23 protein-coding genes and 3 pseudogenes are annotated in these 24,863 nt (G+C 69.8%); 20 read left to right on the forward strand and 6 right to left on the reverse strand.

What is annotated here, in order from left to right:
- Positions 1-397 precede the first annotated feature (397 nt).
- Genes AB0N02_RS44755 through AB0N02_RS44765 form a run of 3 tightly spaced genes read left to right on the forward strand, consistent with a single transcriptional unit; the run spans position 398 to position 4,279 of the window.
- Positions 398-1,126 carry an NUDIX domain-containing protein gene (locus AB0N02_RS44755; protein WP_363960786.1) on the forward strand — a complete coding sequence of 243 codons (729 nt, stop codon included), beginning with the start codon at positions 398-400 and terminating at the stop codon, positions 1,124-1,126.
- 1 nt (position 1,127) lies between these two features.
- A complete protein-coding gene (locus AB0N02_RS44760; RefSeq protein ID WP_363960788.1) occupies positions 1,128-2,285 on the forward strand; it encodes a 5'-methylthioadenosine/S-adenosylhomocysteine nucleosidase in 1,158 nt (385 codons plus the stop codon).
- Positions 2,282-4,279: a hypothetical protein gene (locus AB0N02_RS44765; RefSeq protein ID WP_363960790.1), complete on the forward strand. Its 1,998-nt coding sequence runs from the start codon at positions 2,282-2,284 to the stop codon at positions 4,277-4,279. The genes AB0N02_RS44760 and AB0N02_RS44765 overlap by 4 nt, the downstream gene beginning before the upstream one ends.
- Before the next feature lie 36 nt (positions 4,280-4,315).
- On the opposite strand, the gene AB0N02_RS44770 is transcribed toward AB0N02_RS44765, so the two are convergent.
- Entirely contained in the window at positions 4,316-4,504 is a 189-nt protein-coding gene (locus AB0N02_RS44770) for a hypothetical protein (protein WP_363960860.1), read from the reverse strand.
- Between AB0N02_RS44770 and AB0N02_RS44775 the strand changes: the two genes are divergently transcribed.
- The 7 genes from AB0N02_RS44775 (at position 4,427) to AB0N02_RS44805 (ending at position 10,744) form a co-directional block, all read left to right on the forward strand.
- Entirely contained in the window at positions 4,427-4,723 is a 297-nt protein-coding gene (locus AB0N02_RS44775; RefSeq protein ID WP_363960864.1) for a hypothetical protein, read from the forward strand. The genes AB0N02_RS44770 and AB0N02_RS44775 overlap by 78 nt on opposite strands.
- A gap of 668 nt (positions 4,724-5,391) precedes the next feature.
- Positions 5,392-6,579, forward strand: a complete 1,188-nt coding sequence (locus AB0N02_RS44780) for a hypothetical protein (protein WP_363960792.1) — start codon at positions 5,392-5,394, stop codon at positions 6,577-6,579.
- Positions 6,580-6,831: 252 nt separating this feature from the next.
- Complete coding sequence (locus AB0N02_RS44785) at positions 6,832-7,359, forward strand: pyridoxamine 5'-phosphate oxidase family protein (protein WP_363960794.1); 528 nt, start codon at positions 6,832-6,834, stop codon at positions 7,357-7,359.
- 519 nt (positions 7,360-7,878) lie between these two features.
- Complete coding sequence (locus AB0N02_RS44790; protein ID WP_363960796.1) at positions 7,879-8,739, forward strand: AraC family transcriptional regulator; 861 nt, start codon at positions 7,879-7,881, stop codon at positions 8,737-8,739.
- A 99-nt stretch (positions 8,740-8,838) separates the two neighbouring features.
- Complete coding sequence (locus tag AB0N02_RS44795; RefSeq protein WP_363960798.1) at positions 8,839-9,798, forward strand: sterol desaturase family protein; 960 nt, start codon at positions 8,839-8,841, stop codon at positions 9,796-9,798.
- Positions 9,799-9,948: 150 nt separating this feature from the next.
- Entirely contained in the window at positions 9,949-10,341 is a 393-nt protein-coding gene (locus AB0N02_RS44800; RefSeq protein ID WP_363960800.1) for a hypothetical protein, read from the forward strand.
- 28 nt (positions 10,342-10,369) lie between these two features.
- A complete protein-coding gene (locus tag AB0N02_RS44805) occupies positions 10,370-10,744 on the forward strand; it encodes a hypothetical protein (RefSeq protein ID WP_363960802.1) in 375 nt (124 codons plus the stop codon).
- Positions 10,745-10,919: 175 nt separating this feature from the next.
- Here the strand turns inward: AB0N02_RS44805 and AB0N02_RS44810 are convergent, their stop codons facing one another.
- The gene (locus tag AB0N02_RS44810) at positions 10,920-11,126 is read right to left on the reverse strand and encodes a hypothetical protein (RefSeq protein WP_363960866.1); all 207 of its coding nucleotides are present in this window, start codon (positions 11,124-11,126) and stop codon (positions 10,920-10,922) included.
- On the opposite strand from AB0N02_RS44810, the pseudogene AB0N02_RS44815 reads away from it, so the two are divergent.
- The 4 genes and pseudogenes from AB0N02_RS44815 to AB0N02_RS44830 form a co-directional block, all read left to right on the forward strand.
- Positions 11,087-11,383, forward strand: a pseudogene (locus AB0N02_RS44815) (tyrosine-type recombinase/integrase); the annotation flags it as partial. The gene AB0N02_RS44810 and the pseudogene AB0N02_RS44815 overlap by 40 nt on opposite strands.
- 294 nt (positions 11,384-11,677) lie before the next feature.
- On the forward strand, positions 11,678-12,799 hold the full coding sequence (locus AB0N02_RS44820; RefSeq protein ID WP_363960804.1) for an IS630 family transposase: 1,122 nt from the start codon (positions 11,678-11,680) through the stop codon (positions 12,797-12,799).
- 102 nt (positions 12,800-12,901) lie between these two features.
- Entirely contained in the window at positions 12,902-13,549 is a 648-nt protein-coding gene (locus tag AB0N02_RS44825) for a Tn3 family transposase (protein WP_363960862.1), read from the forward strand.
- A gap of 129 nt (positions 13,550-13,678) precedes the next feature.
- Positions 13,679-13,807 (forward strand): hypothetical protein, encoded by a 129-nt coding sequence (locus tag AB0N02_RS44830; RefSeq protein WP_363960806.1) that lies wholly within the window; start codon positions 13,679-13,681, stop codon positions 13,805-13,807.
- 86 nt (positions 13,808-13,893) lie between these two features.
- Here the strand turns inward: AB0N02_RS44830 and AB0N02_RS44835 are convergent, their stop codons facing one another.
- Positions 13,894-14,331: a DUF4132 domain-containing protein gene (locus AB0N02_RS44835; protein WP_363960808.1), complete on the reverse strand. Its 438-nt coding sequence runs from the start codon at positions 14,329-14,331 to the stop codon at positions 13,894-13,896.
- 219 nt (positions 14,332-14,550) lie between these two features.
- Here AB0N02_RS44835 and AB0N02_RS44840 point away from each other — a divergent pair, with 219 nt between their 5' ends.
- Positions 14,551-16,200, forward strand: a complete 1,650-nt coding sequence (locus AB0N02_RS44840; RefSeq protein ID WP_363960810.1) for a hypothetical protein — start codon at positions 14,551-14,553, stop codon at positions 16,198-16,200.
- A 250-nt stretch (positions 16,201-16,450) separates the two neighbouring features.
- A pseudogene (locus AB0N02_RS44845) lies at positions 16,451-17,679 on the forward strand (IS701 family transposase).
- A gap of 21 nt (positions 17,680-17,700) precedes the next feature.
- Here AB0N02_RS44845 and AB0N02_RS44850 read toward each other — a convergent pair.
- Together AB0N02_RS44850 and AB0N02_RS44855 are read right to left on the reverse strand one after the other, a co-directional pair.
- Positions 17,701-18,087: a hypothetical protein gene (locus tag AB0N02_RS44850; RefSeq protein WP_363960812.1), complete on the reverse strand. Its 387-nt coding sequence runs from the start codon at positions 18,085-18,087 to the stop codon at positions 17,701-17,703.
- Between the two features lie 272 nt (positions 18,088-18,359).
- Positions 18,360-18,812, reverse strand: coding sequence for a tyrosine-type recombinase/integrase (locus AB0N02_RS44855; RefSeq protein ID WP_363960814.1), 453 nt, complete (start codon positions 18,810-18,812; stop codon positions 18,360-18,362).
- 370 nt (positions 18,813-19,182) lie between these two features.
- Here AB0N02_RS44855 and AB0N02_RS44860 point away from each other — a divergent pair, with 370 nt between their 5' ends.
- Positions 19,183-19,608, forward strand: a complete 426-nt coding sequence (locus AB0N02_RS44860; protein ID WP_363960816.1) for a DUF3237 domain-containing protein — start codon at positions 19,183-19,185, stop codon at positions 19,606-19,608.
- Between the two features lie 20 nt (positions 19,609-19,628).
- Complete coding sequence (locus AB0N02_RS44865; RefSeq protein WP_363960818.1) at positions 19,629-22,385, forward strand: AAA family ATPase; 2,757 nt, start codon at positions 19,629-19,631, stop codon at positions 22,383-22,385.
- Positions 22,386-22,483: 98 nt separating this feature from the next.
- On the opposite strand, the gene AB0N02_RS44870 is transcribed toward AB0N02_RS44865, so the two are convergent.
- Positions 22,484-22,675, reverse strand: a complete 192-nt coding sequence (locus AB0N02_RS44870; protein WP_363960820.1) for a Tn3 family transposase — start codon at positions 22,673-22,675, stop codon at positions 22,484-22,486.
- Positions 22,676-22,687: 12 nt separating this feature from the next.
- On the opposite strand from AB0N02_RS44870, the pseudogene AB0N02_RS44875 reads away from it, so the two are divergent.
- Both AB0N02_RS44875 and AB0N02_RS44880 read left to right on the forward strand, forming a co-directional pair.
- Positions 22,688-23,308: pseudogene (locus tag AB0N02_RS44875) on the forward strand (SulP family inorganic anion transporter); the annotation flags it as partial.
- 136 nt (positions 23,309-23,444) lie between these two features.
- The gene (locus AB0N02_RS44880) at positions 23,445-24,692 is read left to right on the forward strand and encodes a glycosyltransferase (protein ID WP_363960822.1); all 1,248 of its coding nucleotides are present in this window, start codon (positions 23,445-23,447) and stop codon (positions 24,690-24,692) included.
- Positions 24,693-24,863 lie beyond the last annotated feature (171 nt).

A 24,863-nucleotide genomic window follows, 5' to 3' on the forward strand; every position in this document is an offset into this window, starting at 1 on the left:
ACGCCCAGCAACACGACCTACCCGACACCGTCAGCGGCCACACCGAGCTGACCGAAACCAGATAGGAAACACTCCGGGAAACCGGGGGAACCTCAGAAGGTTGCAGGGGAGTCAGGTGGCGCCGAGGGCCAGTGGCTGACATCCCGTGTTGCTTGGGATGAGTGAATGCCGGAGCGTGCTTAGCGGTGCTCTGGCCGCCGCCCGTGAATCCGGACACATACCTGGTTTGCCGACCTTGCCCGACGCGTATCGGGGTTCTGGACGTGCAGGTGACATGGGCGCGAGTGGTTCTCGGACGGCCCTGAACCCGGGTTAGGCCGACGGCGGAAGAACGGACGTTTGGGCTGATATTGCGATACCACTTTCTGTCAGAATGACAAAAAGCTAGTCTGGGTGCATGACCGACGACCGATGGGAGCCTCCCGTCGTCCTGCTTGCCGTCGACCTGGTGATCCTGACGTTGCGTGAATCGAGCCTGCAGGTGCTGCTCGTCGAGCGCGGCGTCGAACCGTACAAGGGCGCCCTGGCACTACCCGGCGGGTTCCTGCGGCACCTTGAGGAAGACCTCGCCGTCGCGGCCCACCGGGAGCTGTCGGAGGAGGCCGACCTGGACGTCGAGACCCTGCGCCTGGAGCAGATGGGCGTGTACGGCGAGCCCGGCCGTGATCCGCGCGGCCGGGTGGTGTCCGTGGCCTACCTGGCGATCGCGCCCCGGCTGCCCGAGCCGACGGCCGGGACGGACGCGGCCGACGCCCGATGGCAGCCGGTCGATCGCGTGCTCTCCGGAGACCTCGAGCTCGCCTTCGACCACCGGCGGATCGTCGCCGACGGTGTCGAGCGCGCCCGCGTCAAGCTGGAGCATTCGGCGCTCGCGACGGCGTTCTGTGGACCGATCTTCACGATCACCGATCTTCAGGAGGTGTACGAGGCGGTATGGGGGATGCCGCTCGATCCCAGGAACTTCTACCGCAAGGTTCAGAAGACCGAGGGTTTCATCGTCGCGGCCGGTTCGGCGCGTAAAGCCGCGACCGGGCGACCGGCCCGGCTGTTCAAAGCCGGTCCGCGCGAGGTTCTGTACCCACCGATGGCCCGGCCTGCCGGACCGTCGACCGAAGAGGAGAAGTGAAGTGAGTCGTCCGATCGTGATCCTCACCGCACTCGATCTTGAGTACCAGGCGATCCGCGAGAAACTGACCGGCCTGCGGTTGCACCGGCACCCGCAGGGCACCCGCTTCGAGGTCGGCCGCCTCGCCGACGGCCGGTGCCGGGTCGCCCTGGCCCACGTCGGCAAGGGCAACCAGTCCGCGGCGGTGCTGGCCGAGCGCGCCATCGCCGAGTTCACCCCGGCTGCCCTGCTCTTCGTGGGGGTGGCCGGTGCCCTGCACTCCCACATCGCTCTGGGAGATGTGGTGGTGGCGACGCACGTCTACGCCTTCCACGGTGGAACGAGCGAGGACGACGGCTTCAAGAGCCGTCCTCGCGTCTGGGAGACCTCGCACAGTGCCGACCAGATCGCCCGTCACATCGTCCGCGACGGTTCCTGGCGGCGAGGTCTTTCCGCTGACGACCGGGTCCCCGAGGTGCACTTCGGGCCGATCGCCGCCGGTGAGGTGGTCCTGAACTCCAGAATCTCCGCGCACGCGCGCTGGATCCGGGAGCACTACAACGACGCGCAGGCGATCGAGATGGAAGGCGCCGGAGTGGCGCAGGCCGGGCATCTGAACGGGGCGCTGCCGGTGGTCGTGGTACGGGGCGTCAGCGACCGGGCCGACGGCACCAAGGAGGCCACGGACCGCGAGCGGTGGCAGCCGCGGGCGGTGGCCAACGCGGCGGCGTTCGCCGCAGCCCTGGCCGGAGAGCTGGCCTGCGAGGGAGAAGACGACGACCAGTTCCCAGCGACGGGTACCGGAAGGAGCACGGCGATGGGGGAGACGACCCGAAACATCGCGAAGGGGAACGCCCAGGTGGGAGTACAGGCCGGTACGGTGAACGGCGGCATCCGGATAAGCCTCGGGCCGAACCCCCCGGCCGACCTGGGAGAGGCGCTCGCCGCCTTCCGTGCCCGGCTCCAGCGGGCGCGGGCGGCCGGTCACCTGGACGAGGACACCTACGCGGCGGCGGAGGCGGAGCTCACCGCGGCCGACGAGGCGCTGGAGACGGACACGCCGCAGAGCACGAGCAAACTGACGCTGGCGCTCAAGAAACTGCGCGGGCTCATCGGTGACATATCCGAGTTGGCCGCCGAACTGGCGGTCATCATCGCTCTGGCGCAAGGCTTGTCATGACGGTTCCGGGCACCACCACGACAAACGTTGCCGGGGGTTCCTCCTATGTCGGAATGCAGGCGGGGACCGTGCACGGTGATGTCTCCGTCTACACGACATTCGCGGACGATCCGCCTGAGAAGAAGTTCGAGACAGGTGCTCGATTCCTCGACGGCGGCATGCCGGGGCGGGCATGGCAGCTCATCAACGAAGCCGTCATGGCCGAGTACCGCAGTGACGAAACCTGTTTCCACCGGCTGCTCGCCCTGGTGAGCGGCAGAACGCGACGTGAGCTCTCCCCGGAGGAGGCGGGTCTGCTGCGGGACGCGCTGCACAGGTTTCCTCCCACCGGTAACAATGCATGGGCCGACGGCCTGAGAACGGTTCACCGTCTGCTGGACTCCGCAGGGAAACCCGAGGCGGATCTCCACGTCCTGCTGAAGGAGTTCGACAAGCTCGGCCGCGTTCAGCGCGCCATGATCCTGCGGCATCTGGAAGTGTTCCTGGACGGGCCGCTCAAGGACAAGATGTGGCATCGAGCCCTGACACGGGCCGCGCAGGAACAGATGGCCAACGGCCGGGCGGACCGGGTCTGGAAGTTCTTCCAGCCGGATCCGACCGGGCCGAGGAAACGGATGGCGCGCCCACCCGTCATCTCCCTCGCCACCTGGGCTCAGGCGATGACGGCTACGACCGTCTTCGCCGCGGCAGCGGCCCACATCGGTTACCTGCTGGTGCGTGAAGGTCCTATTCCCGCTCTTCTCGGCTACCTGCTGAGCATCGTCGGCGGTTACCTCGGCGCGCGTGATGGTGCGAAGTGGCGTTTTCACACGGTACGGCGCCGGGAGAAAGACAGGAAGTACGGGACGCCCCCGCGGCGCGAGGTCGCACCGCCCGGTGGGTTCGCCAGAAGAATGGACCAACTATTCGATCACTACTCCGCCAGGTACGTTCCACGGGGGACGGACCGCGCTGTCTGGCTGGCGGCGACCGCGGGGATCCGCAGGAGCATACGTGATGAGCTGGCAGACACCTACCGGGAGACGAGGACCGGGGCTGAGAAGGTCGCATGGCTGATCCGGTACCGGGTCGGCGACGTGAAGGAGCGCTGGGAGAAAGGCACGTTGTGGAACTACCGCAAGGAGCTCGTGGCGCCCCTGTCCGTAAAAACGATGACGATCCTCGGGCTCGCCGCTCTTGCCTGCGGAGGGAGTTGGGCGGTGGGCATCGCGATTTTGGCCAGTCCCTTGAGCGCGGCCTGTTCGGCGTTCCTGGCGCTGGTAGGCGGGTGGATCGCCGCCCGTGCCTGGCTGCGCATCACTTTGGAGCGTCGACGGTCCGCCGCCGACAAGTTCGAGAGCGAATGTGCACTGGAGGAGGACAGAGCGGCCTTCGAGCGGTGGAAGGCGAAACTGGCCGACAAGCCCGAAGACCATGAGATGGCCGCATGGCTGGACCATGACCGGAAGGTGCTGCTGAACGAGGCATTGCAGCACTACAAGCTGGCCATGAGCGACGTCATCGCTCACGCCTTCATCGAAACCCCCGCCCCTTCGGCCAAACGCGCACGAGTACGGAGCGGCCCGTGGCGCTATGCGAAATACCAGCTTCTCGTCTTTCTTCTTACCGCGGACGGGGTACGCCAGCTCGCCGTCAAGCTCGACTTCGGACAGGGCACATTCCACGATCGGCAGCGGATCAATTACCGCTTCGAGGCGGTCGCAGCAGTACGGGTGAGCCAGTCGGACGACGATGAACGGATCTTCGAGCTCGCTCTTGTCAACGGACAGGAGATCAAGGTCCAGGTGACGGGGCCGGGAATGGAGGAGCTCCAGCAGGGCGAAAGTCCCGGAACGGTGTTCGAAGTAACGTTGGACGCCGCGGGCCTCCAGCACACCTTGCACGTCCTGGAGGGGATCGCCGCAGAAGGGAAGGAATGGATCACACATGAACACCGTCGCGGCCAGGCCTGCGCGGGGAACCTCGCAACCGCCGTGCAGGGACCGACGGACTGATCATGGAGTAGTCATCTATCGAGGACTTGAAACGGCTCAATCCCGATCACTGTCCGGGGTCGGGCGCGTGACGTTCCCGGTGGGCGCGGAAATAACGTTCCGAGCGTGGAGAATGCGCCGTGCAGTCAGCAGGGAGTTGCGCAGCCCGTGAGCGGCGATCCGCTCGCGCAGCGCGGCCCAGCGCCCGGCCTGGGTGCCGACGACGCCCCACAAATCGTGCTGCAGCTTGCCGCGCGCCGCCCAGGTCTGGTCGTAGGCGGGGTGGACGCCTTCACCGCGCACAGCCTGCGCGCCGGCGGCGCCACCGTCGCCTACGCCGCAGGCGTCCCGGTCTCCGTCATCGCCAAGCACGGCCGCTGGGCCCCCGCCTCCCCGGTCGTGCTGCGCTACATCCGCGCCGTCGACCGCTGGCGCGACAACGCCATGCGCAACGTCGGCCTGTAACCCATGCAAAACCGGACGACACCACCTGGACCTTCACCGGCCTGACCAGCCCAAACGTCCGCGTGGCCTGCGCCGGCCCGCGTGTTGCTCGTTGCCGCCACCCGGGGAGGGCCTCATCGCCGAACACGGGGGCTGGACCGGAGCAACGACACCGCACATCGTGAGGGCTTCTCTGAGCGTCTCTGAGACGCTCAGACACTTTCGCCACAGCGGTCGTCGACACCCGAGAACGCCTCTCCCGGCACCGCACCCCGCCCCGGCTCGCGGGGGACGGGTATCGAGCCTGGCCAGGCGAAGAGACGGCGTCCGAGCCGAGGGGCTACTCGTCCTCGACAGAGGTGTCACTGACATCCTGGTGACGACTTCCGCTGACAGCAGATGACGAACCTCCAGCCTCCGGCGGCGTGACTCGGCCTCGAAGAAGAGCCCCGCGATGATCACTGGCAGCCCAAAAGGGCCTCTGAGCTGCGCACTGACACCTCATGCAGATTCCTGCTGACATCCCGGTGCAGATTCCCACACACGCGTTGGGGGAGTGGAAGAGACTCGCGGGGTGCCAACTTGCGGGAATCTTCATTCCCGGTAGTTGGCAACATGTCCCTGTGACGCAACGGATCGTGATTACTGTTTTTTAATTTCTGGAAAATAGAAAATGCTACCCTGGGGCGGTGAGTGAGAGGGCGGGCGCGGTGACGCCATGCAAGCACTGTGGGATGCCGATCGAGCAGCGCTCGGGACGGGGGCGTCCGCGGGCTTACTGTCCGCAGAGTGACTGTCAGGCGGCGGCCAAACGGGAGCGGGAGCTGAAACGGGCCACGCCTGGGCTGGAGGGGACGCTGGCTCGGGCGGAGGAGTTCTACGAGCGCATGGAGAAGGGCATGGCGGCGGTGATCGCGCCGCTGGCGCAGATCCTGGCCGACGAGTTGAGCCCGGCGGGGGTAGAGGCCAAGCTGAGCGCGGTGCAGGCCGAGGCCCACACGCGGGTGGCGATCGCGCGCACCGAGCGGGAACAGGCCTTCGAGCAGGTACGGCTGGCACGCGAGGCCACCACCCACGCGCGCCGCGAGCGAGACGTGATGGCACGGCAGGCGGAGGAGGCCCACGCCGAGCGGGACGTCGCCCTGGCCGACGCCGAGACCGCCAGGGAACAGGCACTGGCGGCCCTGCACGAGGCGGCGGCGACCGAACGGCTGGCCAAACACGCGGAACAGGAGGCGCGGCGGCGGGCGGAGCGCGCGGAGGCGGCCAGGGAGGTGGCGCTGCGGGAGGCGGCAGAGCGGGTCGAGGCGGCCGAGAGCGCGGCGGAACAGGCGCAGGTGCATGCCCTGCAGGAGCGGGAACAGGCCGAGCAGGCCCTCACGGAACGTGACCGGGCGGAGCGCGCCGCGGAGATCGCGCAGGAGGCGAGAGCCGAGGCCGAACGGGCCGTCGTCGCCTCGGAGGCCCGGGCTCAGGCGATCGAGGCCGAACGGGACCGCGCGCAGGCACGGGCCGACGCCGAGGCACAGGCCAGGGCGCGGGCCGACGCCGAGGCGGCCGAGGCTCGGACGCAGGCGGCGCGGGCCGACAGGAAGGCGGCCCAGGCGGTCAAACGGGTGGAGGAACAGCTGGCCGAGGTGCAGGCGCGGGCCGGCGGACGGATCGCCGAGGTGGAGGAACGGGCCTCGGCGAAGGTCACCGAGGCGCAGGCGGAGCGTGACCGGGCGCTCATGCAACTGGCCATGGAGCAGATGAGGCTGTCCGACATGCGCGAACAGCTGGAGGCGATGCGCCTCGAGGCCGCTCAGCTGCGGGAGCGCGCGGTGGCCGCGGAACTGGGCCCGGTGCTCAGGCCCGCCCAACCGGAGGAGAAGTAGTCTCCCGCTCTGTGCCGGCGGCGCCGGATCGGTCGTCGGCGAGGAGTGAGTGCCGAAAGCACAGGCCGTAATCGCAGAGTGTTACTCCGGGACCGGCGGCACGGGGAGGTGACCGGTTGTTCGGCGGCCACGGCTCGCAAGATGGATGGGGGAATGCGACACAAGGTGTCGGGTTTTACATCGAGTACGGGTTTCACCGGTCGACGTCGACGGCACATGCGGAACCGGACTTACAAACAGATAGGGATCTCAATGCGCGAAACACCAGAAGAACTCGAAGGACTCCAGGCCCTCCTCGATGCCTCCCTTTCCCGCTCCACCTCGCACCTCCGCTCGATCGTCACCGAGAACACCCTGAGCGCGGAGCAGCTCACCCGGATCCTGACCGGCATGTGCACTCTCGCCCTGTCCACCGTGACGGCGAAGGGCGAACCACGGATCAGCGGTGTGGACGGGCACTTCCTGCACGGAAAGTGGCACTTCGGTACGGCGCGCGGCGCCGCCAAGGCCCGCCACCTCGCCGCCCGCCCCGCCGCCAGCGCCGCGCACCTGCGCGGGGAGGACCTGGGCGTGTTCACCCACGGCACGGTGGAGATCCTCAACCCCCAGGACGGCGAGCCGGCCCCGGACTGGCCGGACCTGCTCGCGTACTTCAAGGACTTCTACGGCGACGACCTCTTCGACTGGGACAACGACGTGGTCTACTACCGACTGCATCCGCACTGGATGACCGCCTACGCCCCCGACATCACAAAGCTCACCGCGGAGTCCCGGTCCTGACCCCGGCACAGGCACTCGCGGGACCGTGTCGGCCACCGGTACTGGTGAGCTCGCTCGTTTGACTGCCGCGAACCGTCGTTCCCACGGGGCTGACGGTGACGTTCCGTGTTTCCCGGCGGCGTAGCGGTTCCCGGCTCCGCCGCCTTCCCCGAGGAGACGGGCGGTGGTCTTGTCGTGGTAGCCAAGGGCGACGGCTGAGGCGGGCATTTCGAGGAGTCGCCCCCGGATGGTGGCGCCGCGGGCGGCGTCCGCGGAAACGCCGATGGGCAGGCCAGGTGCTTGGACACCGTGAACTAGGCCATCCCGGACTCGCTGGTCAGGTCCACCATCCGGGCCTCACCGCGGGTCAGTCGAGCCACGATGCGCAGCCGGGCCCCATCTGCCGGCGGCTGGAACAGCACCGCGGCGGCAACCCGGCCGCGATGTCGGCACTGACGCATCTCCCGCCGTCACCCTCAACATCAATCGCCACACCGTGATGACAGTTTGAATCTGTGAGGATTCTGCAAGGGGGCGAATGTGAAGTTCACGACCAGCGCACCCAGCTCACCGGCCCGAGCCGGCGCCTCGCCGGATGAGCGCGCCACCCGGTTGCCCGGCAGGGGGCCGCGCTGGGAAGGCTCGGCCACGGCTGTCCCGGGTCTGCTGGCCTTCACCGGCGCGATCGGGTCAGCCGAGCCGCACGCGCACGCCGCAGTGCAGGCCCTGCTGGTGTTCGGCGGCGAGGTGGTGCTACGTGACGGCCGCGGCCACCGGCGACGAGTGCAGGCCGCGATCATCCCAGCCGGGGTCCGGCACGAACTGCGAGCCTCTCCGGACTCCTTCGGCCTGCTCGCCTACCTCGACCCGACCGGACCGGCCGGGCGCGCGGCCACCGCACGTGCCGCGGCCAGCGGTGAGGCGGACGCCGTGAGCACCTGGCAGGCCGCGGCCCTCCCGCTTGCCGCCACCGCTGGAGTCACTGCTGGGGTCACCGGTCCGGCGGAACTGTCTTCCGTGCTCTGCTCGACCGTACCGTCGGCGGGGACGGGCGACTTTCCCGCCGCGCTGTCGCGCGCGCTGCAGGCCGTCCCGTTGCTCGTTGACGGGCCGTTGCTGCTGGACGACCTGGCCGCCCGCGCAGGGGTATCGGCCAGCCGGCTGGGGCACCTGTTCGCCGAGCACCTGCACCTGCCCTATCCGGCCTGGCGGCGCTGGACCCGGCTGCTGCACGCCATTCAGGCCGTCCGTGGCGGCGCCACGCTCACCCGGGCCGCGCACGCGGCCGGGTTCGCCGACAGCGCGCACCTGAGCCGCACCTGCCGGGCCATGTTCGGCATCACTCCCAGCCAGGCCCTGGCAGCCACCGGTTGGAACACCGCCGCGCACGGACGCCGGTAGACGGCCGGGAGCCCTGGCAGCCATGGCGGTCCGGGGTTGATGGGCGTCGTAGCGGATCTGTTCAAGCCTGGATCCGGGGACGGCGCAAGGGTGAGGCCTATGTCCTTCGTGCACTCGTCTGTCGACAGCGCCGTCCGGGCGGCGGCCCGGACGGTCGTCCGCTACGGGTACGTCCCGCTGATGCTGGTCGGCGTCAACGGCGCCGCCATCGCCCTGACCGCCGCCGGTGCTTCCAAGCTGTGGCTGCTCGGCCTGCTGGCCGCCGCGATCGTCCTGTCCTTCGCCGCCGAACGCATCCTGCCCTATGACAGCGCCTGGAACTCCTCCCAGGCCGACGCCGGCCGTGATGCCGCGCACGGTGTGGTCAACGAGAGTCTCATCCTGGCCGGTGTCGCGGTCATCCCGCTGCCGGCATCCGCCCTGTCGACGGCGCTCCCAGGTGCCGCCGTCTGGCCACACACCTGGCCGTTCCCGGCGCAGGTGCTGCTGGCCGTGCTGATCGCCGATCTCGGCATCACCCTGACGCACCACGCCAGCCACAAGATCGGCGCGCTGTGGCGCCTCCACGCCGTCCACCACTCCGTCAAACGCTTCTACGGCCTCAACGGACTGATGAAGCACCCCCTGCACCAGAGTCTGGAGATGACCGCCGGCGTCGCGCCGCTGCTGCTGATCGGCCTGCCCGTGCAGGTCGCCTCGGTGCTGGCGCTAGCCGTCGCGGTCCAGCTGCTGCTTCAGCACTCCAACGCCGACTACCGCATCGGCACCTTGAAGTATGTGCTCGCCCTGAACGAGGGGCATCGCTTTCACCACCTCAAATGGGCCGGCATCGGCGACGTCAACTTCGGCCTGTTCACCCTCGTCTGGGACCACCTGCTGGGCACCTTCTCCTACGACCCCACCCGCCGCTTCACCTCCGAGCAGATCGGCATGGCCGCCAAACCCGACTACCCCACCGGCTATCTGGCCCAGCTTGCCGAGCCTTTCCGCGCTTCGGGCGCTTGCCACGCCGAGCCCGGCGGCGGCGAAGACGGGGTGCCGTCAAGGAGTCCGCGATGAGCCGCCAAACCTGGTCTGAGCTGGGATGTCGTGACAGTCGTACGGGGTCCGGCTCTCGCGACGTGGCCTGGCCGGTACAGGCGAGCCAGCCGTCCGTAATGCTGGGGCGTCGCGAGCGGATCTATCAGTATGGAGTGTCCGCCGCTCAGCATGGACGAGCCGGTCGGCCACTGGACGGTGCTCAGCGATGAGGCCGGCCTGGTCAACGCCAAGCAGGAGAGCACGCGCCTTGCTTTCGCGCCGCTGCCGAAGTTCCATACGCAGCACGGACGCTTCCAGCGTCGCCGGGCGGAGTTTCCCGACGAGGTGGTCGGAACGCATCGGTCACAGGTTCCGCAAGAACCTGTCCATGACGCAGATCGTCGAGCCGGCCCAGGCCGGCAGCGGCGTAGTCGCCGTGGAGAACCGGGCGGCCTGACGTTCGGCCGCCGGGGGGCCGTTGGTGAGAAGCACAGAAGTCCCGGCTCCGAAACGGTTTGGCGGCTCATCGCGAACTTCTTGACGGCACCCCGACTGAGCACACCGCAGGCGACCGGCTCGTGATCGGCCATCACTGGGGGAGTGAGTGAACATGACGACGGCCCGTACCTGGAACGATCAGCAGGCGAAGTCGGCCCGGCGCTGGACGCTCGGTGCCGTGGCCCTGAGCCTCGTGGCCGCCGCCGTACTCCTCCTCGTGCCGGTCTACGCGTCGGCCACCCCGTCCGGGATCACCGGCGAGCGCGCGACCGACCTCATCGGCGGTCGCGCGCTGATCTTCCTCATCCCGGTCGCGATCTCCGTGCTCCCCCTCCTCATCGCCGGAGCGCTGCGCAAGGCGTCCACCCTCGCCTCGACCGTCCTCCTGGGCGCCTTCTGCCTGATCACCCTGCCCTCGGCCGGCATCTTATTCATCCCCTCCGCCGTCTGCCTTCTCGTCGCGTTCACCCGCCTGCTGCCCCGCTGACGGACCCGGCCGACCAGCGCGATGTCCGGAATCGTCAACGTCCGATGTCCGGGAGGGGAAGACCGCTACTTCACCCCTGGCCGTGGCTTCGGGAGTCCTGGGCCCCTTGTGGGCTCACCGTGCCTGCCCCTTGCCTCCGGCGAACGAGGAAAGCGCCCCGGGGGTGTCAGCCCACTCAGCAGACGCAGTAGCAGTGACGGCCTCCGCCGTTGATGGGGGCGAGGATGTGGCCGTTGGGGCCGGGCACGATCACGTAGGTGGTCCCGCCGATGACGATCGTGCCGCCCGTCCCACCACCGGCAGACCGGCAAGCCTCCCGTTGATCAGGCCCGTCCCCTCCCCATGCTCCCTCCTCGAACCCCGCGACCACGGGAAGGGGCATGGCGGACGGCGAGCTCGGCCTGCGGGTCAGGCAGGGCCGCCGCTCAGCCGGATCGCGGCGAGGCCGCCGAACTGCTCAGCCGGGAAGGGATCGCGCTACGCGAGCGAACGCTGTGGCGGCTGCTGTACGAGTCCGCAGCGCGGTCTTCGGAAGTTCTAGGCCTGGATGTCGATGAACTGGACCTGCGCAACCGGCGGGCCCGGGTACAGCGCAAGGATGGCGCGGTCAACGTCATCGTCTGGCGCACCGGCACCGCCCGGCTGCTACCCCGTCTGCTGGACGGGCGCCAGACGGGGCCGGTGTTCACCACCGACCGGCGTGCTGGTCTACTTGGCACGTCGAGCGCGGGTCGGTGGTGGTGCACTCCCAGACGCTCAAGGCCTCGGCCTCGGAGGTGGCCGCGATGGTGGAGGGTGCCATCCGGCACGGCACCGCGATGAAGGTCGAGGGCAACTAGTGCTGTGACCGAAAACGATCACCGGGTTGACGTATAGAGCGCTGCTGCCAGTTGGATGGTGCTGATCACGTTCGATCAGCGCTCGGGAGGCAGAGTGACGCAACCGGTCAAGGTCCGCAGGCTCACGGACCTGGAAGGGCAGAAGCTGCAACGGATCGTGCGGCGTGGCACCACCAGCACGGTCCGCTACCGGCGGGCGATGATCCTGCTGGCCTCGGCAGGCGGCAACACCGTGCCGGTCATCGCCCGCTTGGTCCAAGCCGATGAAGACACCGTGCGCGATGTCATCCACCGCTTCAACGAGATCGGGCTGGCCTGCCTGGACCCTCAGTGGGCGGGAGGCCGTCCCCGCCTGCTGAGTCCTGACGATGAAGACTTCGTCGCGCAGACGGCCACCACGCGACCCGCCCAGCTCGGCCAGCCCTTCACCCGCTGGTCCATCCGCAAGCTTTTGCACTATCTGCACCGCCTGCCCGGCCGTAGCCTCACCCTGGGCCGGGAGGCACTGCGCACCCTGCTGGCCCGCCATGGCATCACCTTCCAGCGCACCAAGACATGGAAGGAGTCCCCGGACCCGGACTTCGACGCCAAGCTGGAAGAGATCGAGTACGCCCTGACGCACCGGCCCGAACGCACCTTCGCCTTCGACGAGTTCGGCCCGCTCGGCATTCGCCCCACCGCCGGCACGGGCTGGGCACCCGCGGGCGAGCCGGACCGGCTGCCGGCCACCTACCGCCGCACCCAGGGCGTCACCTACTTCCACGGCTGCTACTCGGTCGGCGATGACCTGCTTTGGGGCGTCAACCGATCCCGCAAGGGCATCGGCCCCACCTGGGCCGCGCTGCGCTCCATCCGCGCCGCCCGCCCGGACGGCGCCCCGATCTATGTGATCCTGGACAACCTGTCGGCCCACAAGAACTGGCGCATCCGCGCCTGGGCCAAGAAGAACAAGGTCAGGCTGCTGTTCACCCCGACCTACGCCTCCTGGGCCAACCCGATCGAGGCGCACTTCGGCCCCTTGCGCCAGTTCACCCTGGCCAACTCCGATCACCCCAATCACACCGTCCAGACTCGGGTGCTGCACGCCTACCTGCGCTGGCGCAACGCCCATGCCCGTCATCCCGACCTGCTGGCCGCCCAGCGCCGCGAACGCGCCCGGGTCCGAAGTGAGAAGGGCATCCGCTGGGGCCGCCGTCCCCTCGCACCGGCAGCTTGAGAGCTCACCCAACCCGGTGATCGTTTCCGGTCACAGCACTAGGTCGATTCGCACGGCCAGTCGGAGATCGGGTTCGGCATCACCCGGCTGCTGAACGTCGACCTGCTGCCGCGCATCAAGCAGATCAATCACGTGCGGCTCTACCAGAGCGGGCCGGGTGACGCGGCCCGCTACAGCAGGCTGGCGGCGGCGTTGACCCGGCCGGTGCGCTGGGACCTGGTCGCCAAGAACTACGACCAGGTGATCAAGTACGCCACCGCCATCCGCACCGGCACCGCCTCCACCGAGGCGATCTTGTCGCGGTTCACCCGCTCGGCCTCGCATCCGGCCTACCAGGCGATGCTGGAGATCGGCCGCGCCCAGCGCACCATCTTCGTGGCCCGCTACCTGCGCGACCGGAGCCTACAGCGCGAGATCGAGGAAGGGCTGAACGTGGTGGAGGCATGGAACGGCGCCAACGCCATCATCTGCTACGGCCGCGGCGGGGAGATCTCCACCAACCGGCGCGAGGAGGTGGAGATGACCGCGTTGTGCCCGCGGATCCTGCAGGCCGCGCCGGTGTTCGTCAACACGCTCATGCTGCAGGACGTGCTGGCCGACGCCCAGTGGGCGGACCTGCTCACCCCGGCCGACCGGCGCGGGCTGACCTCGCTGTTCTGGCAGCATGTCCGCCCCTACGGCGAGGTCAGGCTGAACTTGTCGGCCCGGCTGCCCATCGCCGGGCCAGCCGCTCCCGCCCCACGGGGGTGAGAGAGGCGGGAGCTGAGGCGAGGTGTCGCACGGGGGGCGTCCGTACGATGCTGTGCGGTCGCCGCCAGGCGTCCACGACGCGGCGGCAGCCGACAGGCGCGATCGAGAAACGGGGAGGGCGGGGGCGCGATGCGGCGACAGCGGTGGGCGATCTGGGTGCCGCTGGCCCCGGCGCTGCTGGCCCTGACGCTGCACCGAAGGCTGACCCCTTCCGGCGTTGTGGCCCAAAGGGGAAGCAGCCACCTCAGCATCGTCTAGTACTCCAGTGACACTTCGGGATCTTGAGGGGTCGGGGTCACATGGCTCGGGGTCATGGCCCTCCCGCCCGCGATGGACCCGGCGGCTCACCTGCTCAATGCCCTGAACGGCGTCATGCTCCGCCAGCAGCCGCCGCCACGGCCCCGGGGCGTCCAGCAGGAGGGGTGCGCCGGAGTCACCGGGGCGCCGGGCGGCGACTCGTACGGAACGCCGTCCGCCGTCCTGACGCTCACCCGCCTGTCCTCGGACACCTCCTCCAGCAGCTCGGCCCGCCCCTCCACGCGGACCACCAGGTGCCGCAGGCAGGCCCGCCACCAGGGGTCGGGCCACACCCCGGCGAGGAGTCCGGCAGGCACCGGCAGCCCGTTCAGCATCCATGACTCCACGGTGGCGCGGCACTCCTTTTCGTGCCCGTCCAGGTGCTCAAGCAGCGCCGCGAACTGCTCACCGACCGGGCTGGACCGCACGGCCCTGGGCACGGACGCCAGCAGCTGGCCGCCGGTCTTCCTACAGCGCAGGGTCATCCCGTCCAGCGCCTGGCTCGTGGCCGCGGACGGCGCGGACTCACGTGAGGGGAATCGTCATGGCGACGACTATGTCGGCGGGCACCGACAATCGTCCCGGTCTCTAACCCCGGAGGGTGCTTGATCACGGTTTGGTGTCGCGCGACCGAATGATCTTGACGTGGGAGCACCCATGAGACGTTATTAGAACATATTTTCCCATCCCGGCAGGAGGCTCTCGTGTCCCTATCCCTGGTTCGCCGATTAGCCGCTTACTGCGGCGCCGCCGGCCTGATCACCGGCCTGCTCACCGTCACGGCCCCCGCCGCCTCGGCGGCCGGCACCACCACCGACCTCGGGGTCACCGACTCCTACACCGCCGACCTGGCCGTCGGCGGCGGCCGGGTGTTCGTTCCGGCCGGCGACCGCATCATCGTGGCCGGCACTGACGGAAACCTCACCGGCGGTGTCGTCACCGGCCTGCCCGGCGTCCAAGAGCTGGCCGTGAACGCGGACGGCACCCGCCTGTACGCGGCTCTCACCGGCTCGAACGAGGTCGCCGAGATCGACACCGCGAGCCTCGCCGTCACCCGCCGGATCGACCTGTCGGCCCACCCCTGCCCGTCCACCCTGGCGTTGCTGGGCGAGCGGTTGTGGGTGGGGCACGGATGCGACAACGGCCCCGGCGGCGTCGTCGGCCTGGATCTCAGCGCGAGCGCCCCGGCGCCCGTGGCGGTCGGGGGCGAGCACCTGCGGCCTCCCGTGCTCGCGGCCGCCGGCGACACGCTCGTGGTCGGCCAGACCGCCCTGCACCACGCCGACATGCTGGTCTACGACCTCGGCGACGGCGCCCCCGCGCTGCGCGGCACGATCGACGGCGAGGAGTGGCGCATCGACTCCCTGCGCGACCTCACCCTGAGCTCCGACGGCGGCACCCTGTTCAGCGCGGCCGACACCCCCGGTCACTTCACCAGGTACGACACCAGGACCCTGGCGGCGACCGGCACCTACGGCGACGGCTGGGACGGGTACCCGTCCGCCGTGGCGCTCGGCTCGGACGGCGCGTACGTCGCGGCCGGACGCCAGTGGGGCAGCACCGACCTCACCCTCTACGACGCGGCGACGGGCGCGGAGCTGTTCGCGGCCGACCAGCCGGACGCCGAACTGCTCCCGGACGGCGTCGCGTTCTCCGGCACGGACGTCTTCGCACTGCTGCGCAGCTCCACGGACCGGCTGCTGCTGTGGCGGGTGACGGGCGTCGCGCTACCGGCCACCAAGCTCACGGTGACGGCCCCCGCGGACGCGTACGCCGGCTCGCCGATCACCGTCGAGGGGCGGCTCACCCGCGCCGACGGCGAGGCGCTCGGGCTCAAGCCGCTCACGGTGATCCAGTACCTGCCCGGTTGGAGGAAACTGCCGATCACCGGCGTGACGACGCGGCAGGACGGCACGTTCACCTTCCAGGACACGCCCGTCTTCGAGCTGCCGCCGTACATCGGCGAGGTGATCTACTGGGTGTTCTGGGACGGCGACGACGGCCACCGCCGCAGCAGCGCCTCCGTCACCGTGACGGTCAAGCGCGAAGCCACGCTCACCCTGACAGGGCCGCAGTCCGGCGTCGCCGGCACGGCCGTGGACCTGAGCGGCGTCCTGGCGGCGGGCGACAGGCCGCCCTCTCCGGGGTCCACGCTCACCGTGCAGCGCACCCTGTACGTCAAGGGCACCAGCGGTAAGACCGTCAAGCTCCCGCCGGTGAGGGTGAACGCCGACGGCACGTACACGTTCACCGACACGCCCGCCAACGCCGGCAGGTACAGCTACCTCGCGAGCTATGCGGGGGACGGCGGGACCGGACCGGCCCAGGCCACCCATCAGATCATCGTCAAGTGACCCGACGACCGGTGCCCGGCCGCCGGGCCGGGCACCTCGGCCGGGATCCGGCGGTGACTCACCAGGCCCTGACGGTTCCGGTAGCCCATGACTAATACTCCAGTGACAGTTCACGATCTTGTGGGATCGGGTCACATGGCAACGGCCACCGCGTGATCATTCGGAGTTTGTGAAGACAACCAAAGATCGTGCGGTGGCCGCGCGCCACAGCGCAGACCCTGACGGCTGGATGGTCATCTTCAACGAGCTGATGACCCGAATCGCCAGCCACTTCGGCCGCGTCGAACCACGCCGCGCCGCCACCGCCTACGTACGCGCCCTGCTGGCCGACATCGACCGCAAGAACTGCTGGAACCTGGCCGAGCACGCCGGACTGACCGGCCCGCAGACCCTACAGCGACTGCTCCGCACCGCCCGCTGGGACGCCGATGCGGTCCGCGATGACATCCGGGACTTCGTGGTCGACCGGCTCGGCCCCGACGGCGTGCTGATCGCCGATGAGACCGGCTTCGTCAAGAAGGGCACCGGCTCGGCCGGAGTGCAGCGGCAATACAGCGGCACCGCGGGCCGCATCGAGAACTGCCAGATCGGCGTCTTCCTCGCCTACGCCACCCCAGCCGGGCGGGTCCTGCGGACCGGCGGCTCTACCTGCCCGAGCACACCTGGCTGGCCGACCCCGGCCGCTGCCAGGCCACCGGCATCCCGGACGAGACCGCCTTTGCCACCAAGCCCGCCCTGGCCACCGCCATGATGCTGGCCGCGCTCAAGGCCGGCGTACCCGCCCGCTGGATGACCGGCGATGAGATCTACGGCCAAGACCCGCGCCTGCGCGCCGCCCTGGAGGAGCACCAGATGGGATACGTGCTGGCCATCGCGGGCAACCGCCGGGTCACTCTCGACGGCGTCCAGGTCAGCGCGGCCGAGGTCGCCACGCGGGTGGCCGACCGGCACTGGCATCGCTACCGCGCCGGGGCGGGCGTGAAGGGACCGCACTGGTATGCCTGGGCCTGGGCGCGAATTGACGACGGCCAGGCACAAGGCCATCGGTGGCTGCTGATCAGGCGTAACCTGACCACCGGCGAGCTGGCGTTCTACCACTGCTACGCCCCCACCCCACAGCCGCTCATGGCCTTGGTCAAGATCGCCGGTATCCGCTGGGCGGTCGAGGAGTCCTTCCAAGCCGCTAAGGGCCAGGTCGGGCTGGACCACTACCAGGTCCGCGGCTGGACGGCCTGGCAGCGGCACATCACCCTGGCCATGCTCGCCCTGGCCCTCCTGACAGCCATCGCCGCCGCCCAACCGCCCAGCGTCACCGACGACCGCATCCCTTTGACCTTGCCCGAGATCCGCCGACTGCTGACGGCACTCGTACTGACCACGCACCGCTCCATCACGAACATTCTGCGCTGGTCGGATTGGCGCCGCCGACACCAGGCCACTGCCCGACGCTGCCACTACCAGCGCAGATCCGAGCAATGATCGCGAAGTGTCACTGGAGTACTAGAAGTAGCGCGTGGCGCCGCAGTACGAGCCTCCCGCATTGTTGGCAACGCAGAGCTGCCCGGAATAGACATCGGCAGGCACGTTGATGGCCTGGGCAGCCGGATAGCCGACATACAGGCGGCTGAACCCATATCCGTCCTTGAGAACGTAATCGAGGTACGCGGCGTCGTAACCGTACGCCCTCACCCCTGCTGCGTTCACCCAGATCCACCCCGGAGCTCCGTTGCCCGGGTTGTTGTCCACCTGAGCCTGGGCGCCGAAGATGTGGGGGAAGTTGTATGCCGTGCTTGCGGTCGCGGAAGCGGGTTGCGCGGAAATCATGCCCGCGACGGCGGTCGCCGCCACGAAAGCGACTGCCTTCTTGAACAGCGTCTTCGTTGCCATTGTCTCCCTCTATTCTTTTTCGCCGGATATCCGGCTCGGTTGCGGGCACCCCGGAGATCCTGCGCCGTCCGGATGCCGTCGATGACGTATTCACGATCGCCCCCGGACGTCGCGTCTCGCCCCCGTAGAAGTCCCTGGACCATGCCCTGGCCGTCTACGACGATCACGCCAGATGCAGCCTGGAGACCCACCTGGCCAACCGCCTGCCCGCCGGCACCGTGGGGTCGCCGTAGAGGTCGCCGAAAAACGGGCGGATATGGCGGGACCTGGGATTACTGCGTACGACGCCGCGGCGCCAGGTGTTCGGTGACCTTGGCGATCGCCTCGGCGCCGGGTTTGACATAGCGCATCGCAGTGCGGGGGTTCTTGTGCCAGGTCTTGCCCATGATGAGCTGCAGCGGTACTTCGGCCTCGCCGAGATGGGTGGCCGCCGAGTGGCGCAGCTGGTGCAGGTCGAGGCCGGCGTACTTCTCCAGCAGGACTCGGGCGCGGCCGGTGTGCGGGCAGATGTCGGCGGCCGCCGGGCACCGGGCCGGGACAGGCCGTCGCTCGGCCAGGAACAGCGGCCCGTGCGTGCGGGTACTGCCGTCCGGCAGGCGGAGCAGCAGATGAGCGGTCCCGGTGTCCCAGTACACCCACTCGATCGCCCCGCCCTTGGAGCGCACCGGTGCTCGCCGATTCTCCAGATCGAGGTCCTCGAAGCATCCGCCACAGCGTCTTCTCACGCAGCGGAATGTCGCGGCGCGACAGCAGCCGGTGGATGGTGGTCTTGGCGACAGCGGCGCGGTTGCGGTTCCAGGTCGCCGGCGCGCATGCCCCCCACAGTTCGGTAAGCGCGGCGCCGATCTCGGCGTCGGCGACGTCGGCGAGCGGCCGGTCGCGGCCGAGCCGTGCGGTGACGCGGTCAATGGCCGAGGCGTAGGCGCGGTGGGTGTTGGGGAAGGTGAGCGCCCGGCTCGACATCGGTCGGGCAGTCCCGGGAGCGCACGATCGTGATCGTTCATCACGACTCCGGCTGTCCCTGACGACGCCGCTCAGCAACACCCGTGGGTTACCCGGGCGCGAACGAACACCTTGGCGAGTCAGGCTGGAGCCATGATCAACGAACTACCTGGTCCCACGCTCACGCAGGTATTCCGCCTGCACGCCGTGCTGGGCGCTCCTGTCGATCTCGGATACGGCGGGCGCCTGATCGTGCCGCTGATCGGCGGCCGGTTCACCGGCCCGGAACTCCACGGCAACCTGGTCGTCGAAGGCAGCACCGACCGGCGGGATGCGTTCCCGGACGGAACCGTCCGGGGCCACATGCGCTGCACGCTGCGTACCGACGGAGGCGATCTGCTCGACGTCCACTCGCATGCGATCACCCACGGCGGCCCGGCCGACGCCCCGCTGATCCGCGCCACCACCCGGCTGCAGGCCGGCGCCCCGCATCTCGCCTGGGTCAATCAGGGCGTGTTCATCAGCGTCAGTCTCTACCGAGGCGACGGTATGACCTTGGAGACATATCTGGTGTCATGAGATGACCGCATACTTCAGGGATGACGGGCAGCTCTGGCACCAACTCGCTCCTACTCGGCCGTCAGGCCGAGTGCGCAGCTATCAACGCGCTGCTGGAGCGCGCTCGCGACGGGCACGGAGCGGTTCTGGTCCTGCGGGGCGAGACGGGTGTGGGCAAGACGGCGTTGCTGGAGTACGGCGCCGCGCGCGCCTCGTCCTTCCGCATCGTCCGGGTGGCCGGTGTGGAGTCGGAGTCGGAGCTCATGGGCGCCGGGCTGCAGCAACTACTCGGAGCGTCGCTGATCGAGGAGGCTCAGCGCCTGCCCAGCTCGCAGCGCGATGCTCTCCGTATCACGTTGGGGCTCCAGGACGGTCCGGCGGCCGACCGGTTCCTGGTCGGGCTCGCCGTTCTCGGCGTGCTGAGCGAGCTCGCCGATGAGCGTCCGCTGCTGGTCGTCGTCGATGACGCGCAGTGGCTGGATGCGGTCTCGGCGCAGGTCCTCGCCTTCGTCGCCCGGCGGCTGGCCGCCGAGCGGGTGGCGATGCTGTTCTCGGTGCGCGAGCCGGGCCAGGACGCCAAGCTCGACGGGCTGCCCGCCCTGCCCGTGGAAGGACTCGGCGACCACGACGCCCGCCGGTTGCTGGGCTCGGTGATCCCGGGTGGCCTGGACGGGCAGGTGCGCGACCGGATCGTGGCCGAGACGCGCGGCAACCCCCTGGCCCTGCTCGAACTTCCCCGCACGATGACGCCGGCGGAGCTGGCGGGCGGGTTCGGGCTGCCCGACGCCCGCATGCTGTCCGGACGCATCCAGCACAGCTTCGTGCAGCGCGTCGAGGCGCTGCCCGGCGACACCCGCCTGCTGCTGTTCACCGCGGCCGCCGAACCGGTCGGCGACATGCTGGTGCTGATGCGCGCGCTGGAGCACCTGGGCATCACCATCGGCGCCGCCGAGCCCGCCGAGTCGGCGGGCCTGATCGATCTCGGCCCGCGGGTCGTCTTCCGCCACCCCCTGGTCAGGACCGCCGCCTACCGGGCCGCGCCACCTGAGGTGCGTCGTCGCGGGCACGCGGCGCTGGCCGAGGCCACCGACCCAGAAGCCGACCCGGATCGGCGCGCTTGGCATCGCGCGCACGCGACGGCGGCACCTGATGAGGACGTCGCGGCGGAACTGGAGCGCCGTGCCGTCCGCGCGCAGGCCCGCGCCGGCGCTGAGGCGGCGGCAGCTTTTCTAGAGCGGGCGGCCGAGCTGACGCCCGACCAGCGGATGCGCGGAGTGCGGGCACTGGCCGCCGCCCAGGCCAAGCTGGACGCGGGCGCTCTCGGCGCGGCCGAGGCCATGCTCGCGCTGGCGGCGATCGCCCCGCTGGATGAGGCCGACCGGGCGCGACTGGAGCGCGTGCGCGCCCACATCGCGTTCGCGCGCACCCGGGGCCACGACACCCCCACCCTGCTCAGCGGCGCGGCCAGGCAGCTCGAAGTCGTCGATCCCGAGCTGGCTCGCGAGACACATCTGGAGGCGATGTGGGCGCTGATGCGCAGCGGCCGGTTCGGCCGCCCCGACGGCGTTCTGACCGCCGCCGACGCCGCGCTGGCACCGGTCCGCGATCACCCGGTGCGGGCCGTCGACCAGTTCCTTGACGTGCTCGTCACCCGGGCCACGCACCAGTACGTGCAGGTGCTGCCCTCGGTGACCAGGGCGATCGCGACCTTCCAGCGTGAGGGTTTCCGCCGTGACAACATCGCCTGGTGCTGGCTGGCCTGCCAGCTGGCCATGGACGTGTGGGACGACGACGCCTGCGCGGTGATGGCAGGTGGTCTGGTCGAGGTGGCGCGCGAGCGCGGCATGCTCACCGTGCTGCCGTTCGCGCTGAACTACTCCGCCGCCCACCAGTTGTTCGCCGGACGCTTTGACCTCGCTCAGCAGCTCGTCCAGGAAGCCGACTCGATCACCCAAGCGACGCGCAATGTCGCCGTCGCTGACTTCTCCATCCTGCTCGCCGCCTGGCGAGGGGACCGCGAACACACGCTCGACCTGCGTGAGCGCATCCTCGCCGCAGCCACGGCTCGGGGCGAGGGTTTCGCCGTGGAGGCGGCCGAATGGGCCGCCGCGACTCTGCACCTGGGCTACGGCGAGTACGGTCCTGCCGCCGAGGCCGCCCAGCGTGCCGCCGAGCCCGACGGGATCGGATTCACCGTTTGGGTGCTGCCCGAGCTGATCGAGGCGGCCACCCGCGCCGGCGACGCGGACACCGCGCACCAGGCCTTCGCGCGCCTGGAGGAACGCTCGTCGACCAGTGACACACCTTGGGCGCGGGGCATCGAGACCCGTTCCCGGGCGCTGCTGAGCCAGGACGGCAAGTCCGAGGAGCTGTATCGGGAGTCGATCGAGCACCTGGCCCGCTCCCGCGTCACCGTCCACCACGCCAGAGCCCAGCTCATCTACGGCGAGTGGCTGCGCAGGCAGAACCGCAGGATCGACGCGCGCGCCCAGCTCAAGGCTGCCCTGGGTGCCTTCGACGCCATGGGCGCGCAGGCGTTCGCCCAGCGCGCGGAACGAGAACTGCTGGCGACCGGGGAGACCGTCCACAAACGCAGCGAGGGCCCGAGCGTGGGGCTGACCCCGCAGGAGGCGCAGATCGCGCGGCTGGCCGGCGACGGGCACACCAACCCGGAGATCGCCGCCCGCCTGTTCGTCAGCCACCGCACCGTCGAATGGCACCTGCGCAAGGTGTTCACCAAGCTCGACGTCACCTCACGCAAGGACCTGGCGCAAGCACTACGAGCGGTGAGCACGTGATGGACGAACCCGCCGCCCGCGGTCACTGACGGCCTGACCTTCGCCGAATCCATCACCCCAGTAGACGGCCAGTAGGCGGCCAGTGGACGGGCCGGGGGTCACCAAGTCGCGCCGGTGTGGATGGAGGCGATGATGCGGCAGATGTCGTCCCAATGGCGCTCGATCTTGTCCAGGGCGATGCGTCCACGCGCGATGTGCTGCAACGGCCCGTAGTCGGCGCGCGGGTCGATACGCCACAGCTTCTGGTCGGGCAAGTCCGCCAGCTGCGGGGAGCAGGAGAACCCGGCCAAGGTCAGGAGGCCGGTCTCATGGAGTCGCTGATGACCGCCAGGCTGGTCGACGACCTCACCGACACCCGCTCCTCCAAGACCCGCGAGTCCATCGGCCAGGGCATCGCCAACATCGTCACCGGTTTCTTCGGCGGCATGGGCGGCTGCGCCATGATCGGCCAGACCATGATCAACGTGAAGAACGGTGCCCGCACCCGCCTGTCCACCTTCACCGCCGGCGTCATGCTCATGGTCTTGTGCATCGTCTTCGGCCCGCTGGTCTCCCAGATCCCGATGGCCGCTCTGGTCGCCGTCATGATCCTGGTCTCCGCCGGTACCTTCGACTGGCACTCCATCGCCCCCGCGACCCTCAAGCGCATGCCCGCCGGCGAGATCGGTGTCATGGTCATCACCGTCGCCGTCGTGGTCGCCACCCACAACCTGGCCATCGGCGTCGTCGTCGGCTCCCTGACCGGCCTGGTCGTCTTCGCCCACCGGGTGGCGCACCTGGCCGAGGTCTCCGCCGTCGTCGATCCCGACGGCGGCCAGGTCGTCTACGCCGTCACCGGCGAGCTGTTCTTCGCCTCCAGCAACAACCAGCCCGGCGCCCGCATGCACGGCGCCATGTCCGGCGAACTGTCCGGCAGCCACTGACGCCCCTGCCGCCCTTCGGCCTCACCGCTCCTCGCCACTACCAACGTACAGCGCATGGAGGGGCTTGCCGCAAGGCCCCGGTCGTACCGCACAATCACCCTTCGAAACCGGAACGTACGGAGATCGGGGCTGCGGAATGCGCGTTGTGTTGGTGACCTACGGGTCACGCGGGGACGTCGAGCCGATGACGGGGCTGGCGGTGCGGCTACGGGCGCTCGGCGCCGAGGTGCGGGTGTGCGCGCCGCCGGACTTCGCGGAGCTGCTGGACGGTGTCGACGTGCCGCTGAGTCCCGTCGGCTGGCCGATCCGCGCGCTGGCGACGGGGGCGATCCCCGGCAAGGAGAAGGCAGGTCTGTCCGACATCGCCGCCGAACTGACCGCCATGGCCTACGAGACGGTCGCCGGGGTGGCCGAGGACTGCGCCGCGGTGGTGGCCACCGGCTCGTTCCCGGCCCTGGCCGGTACGCGAACGGCGGCCGAGAAGCTGGGCGTGCCCTACGTGTTCACGTCCTTCTCCCCGTGTTACCTGCCGTCGTCGCATCACCCGCCTCTCCGCCGGCCGGGCCAGGTGATCCCCCCTGGGGTGACCGGCAACCGGGGGCTGTGGGACCTGCACGCCGAGCACATGGAAGCCATGTTCGGCGACACGATCAACACCCACCGGGCCTCGATCGGCCTGCCGCCGGTGAGCGGCGTCCGCGGCCATGTCTTCACCGGCCACCCGTTCCTGGCGGCCGACCCGGTCCTGGGCCCGTGGCAGGAGACGCCGGAGCTCGACGTGACGCAGACCGGCGCGTGGATCCGGCTGGACGAGCGCCCGCTCCCGGCCGACCTGGAGGTGTTCCTGGCCGCCGGTGCGAAGCCGGTGTACGTGGGCTTCGGCAGTATGCCGATGCGGGGCGCGAACGCGCAGGAGGTCTCCCGGGCCGTCATCGAGGCGGTCCGGGCGCAGGGGCGCCGCGTCCTGCTCGGGAGCGGCTGGGCTGATCTGGCCCTGATCGACGACCGGGACGACTGCTTCGTCGTCGGCGAGGTCAACCAGCAGGCGCTGTTCCGCCGGGTGGCCGCGGTCGTGCACCACGGCGGCGCGGGCACCACGACGGCGGCGGCCCGTGCCGGGGCGCCGCAGGTGATCGTGCCCCAGGTCGCCGACCAGCCGTACTGGGCGGGCCGGGTAACCGAGCTGGGCATCGGCACGGGACACGACGGTCCGACGCCGACCGCCGAGTCCCTGTCGGCCGCACTCAGGATCGCCCTGGCCCCCGAGACCGGTGCCCGCGCGGCCGTCGTGGCCGAGACGGTCCGCACCGACGGGGCGGAGCAGGCCGCGAAGCTTCTGCTCGACATGATCAGCCGGCGCGGGCCCGCGCTGTCCGCGGGCTGATCCCCGGGAGTCCGGAAACCCCGGCATCGTGCACGCGATACAGAGCGGGTCCGTGCTGTCCGCGGGCTGATCCCCGGGAGGTTGCGCAGGTGGGCACCCCGCCGGTCCGCGCGTGCCCGCGGCCTGGTCGGGGCCACGCTGCCCGGACCGGCCGGCTCGTCAGGAGAAGAG

This window comes from Streptosporangium sp. NPDC051022, assembly GCF_040683035.1.
In the GTDB taxonomy this organism is placed as follows: domain Bacteria; phylum Actinomycetota; class Actinomycetes; order Streptosporangiales; family Streptosporangiaceae; genus Streptosporangium.

Excerpts from the sequence above, each read along its gene's own strand:
- AB0N02_RS44755 (WP_363960786.1), top strand. The coding sequence starts at position 398 with ATGACCGACGACCGATGGGAGCCTCCCGTCGTCCTGCTTGCCGTCGAC.
- AB0N02_RS44765 (WP_363960790.1), top strand. The coding sequence starts at position 2,282 with ATGACGGTTCCGGGCACCACCACGACAAACGTTGCCGGGGGTTCCTCC.
- AB0N02_RS44785 (WP_363960794.1), top strand. The coding sequence starts at position 6,832 with ATGCGCGAAACACCAGAAGAACTCGAAGGACTCCAGGCCCTCCTCGAT.
- AB0N02_RS44795 (WP_363960798.1), top strand. The coding sequence starts at position 8,839 with ATGTCCTTCGTGCACTCGTCTGTCGACAGCGCCGTCCGGGCGGCGGCC.
- AB0N02_RS44800 (WP_363960800.1), top strand. The coding sequence starts at position 9,949 with ATGGACGAGCCGGTCGGCCACTGGACGGTGCTCAGCGATGAGGCCGGC.
- AB0N02_RS44805 (WP_363960802.1), top strand. The coding sequence starts at position 10,370 with ATGACGACGGCCCGTACCTGGAACGATCAGCAGGCGAAGTCGGCCCGG.
- AB0N02_RS44810 (WP_363960866.1), bottom strand. The coding sequence starts at position 11,126 with ATGCCCCTTCCCGTGGTCGCGGGGTTCGAGGAGGGAGCATGGGGAGGG.
- AB0N02_RS44830 (WP_363960806.1), top strand. The coding sequence starts at position 13,679 with ATGCGGCGACAGCGGTGGGCGATCTGGGTGCCGCTGGCCCCGGCGCTG.
- AB0N02_RS44835 (WP_363960808.1), bottom strand. The coding sequence starts at position 14,331 with ATGACCCTGCGCTGTAGGAAGACCGGCGGCCAGCTGCTGGCGTCCGTG.
- AB0N02_RS44850 (WP_363960812.1), bottom strand. The coding sequence starts at position 18,087 with ATGGCAACGAAGACGCTGTTCAAGAAGGCAGTCGCTTTCGTGGCGGCG.
- AB0N02_RS44860 (WP_363960816.1), top strand. The coding sequence starts at position 19,183 with ATGATCAACGAACTACCTGGTCCCACGCTCACGCAGGTATTCCGCCTG.
- AB0N02_RS44865 (WP_363960818.1), top strand. The coding sequence starts at position 19,629 with ATGACGGGCAGCTCTGGCACCAACTCGCTCCTACTCGGCCGTCAGGCC.
- AB0N02_RS44880 (WP_363960822.1), top strand. The coding sequence starts at position 23,445 with ATGCGCGTTGTGTTGGTGACCTACGGGTCACGCGGGGACGTCGAGCCG.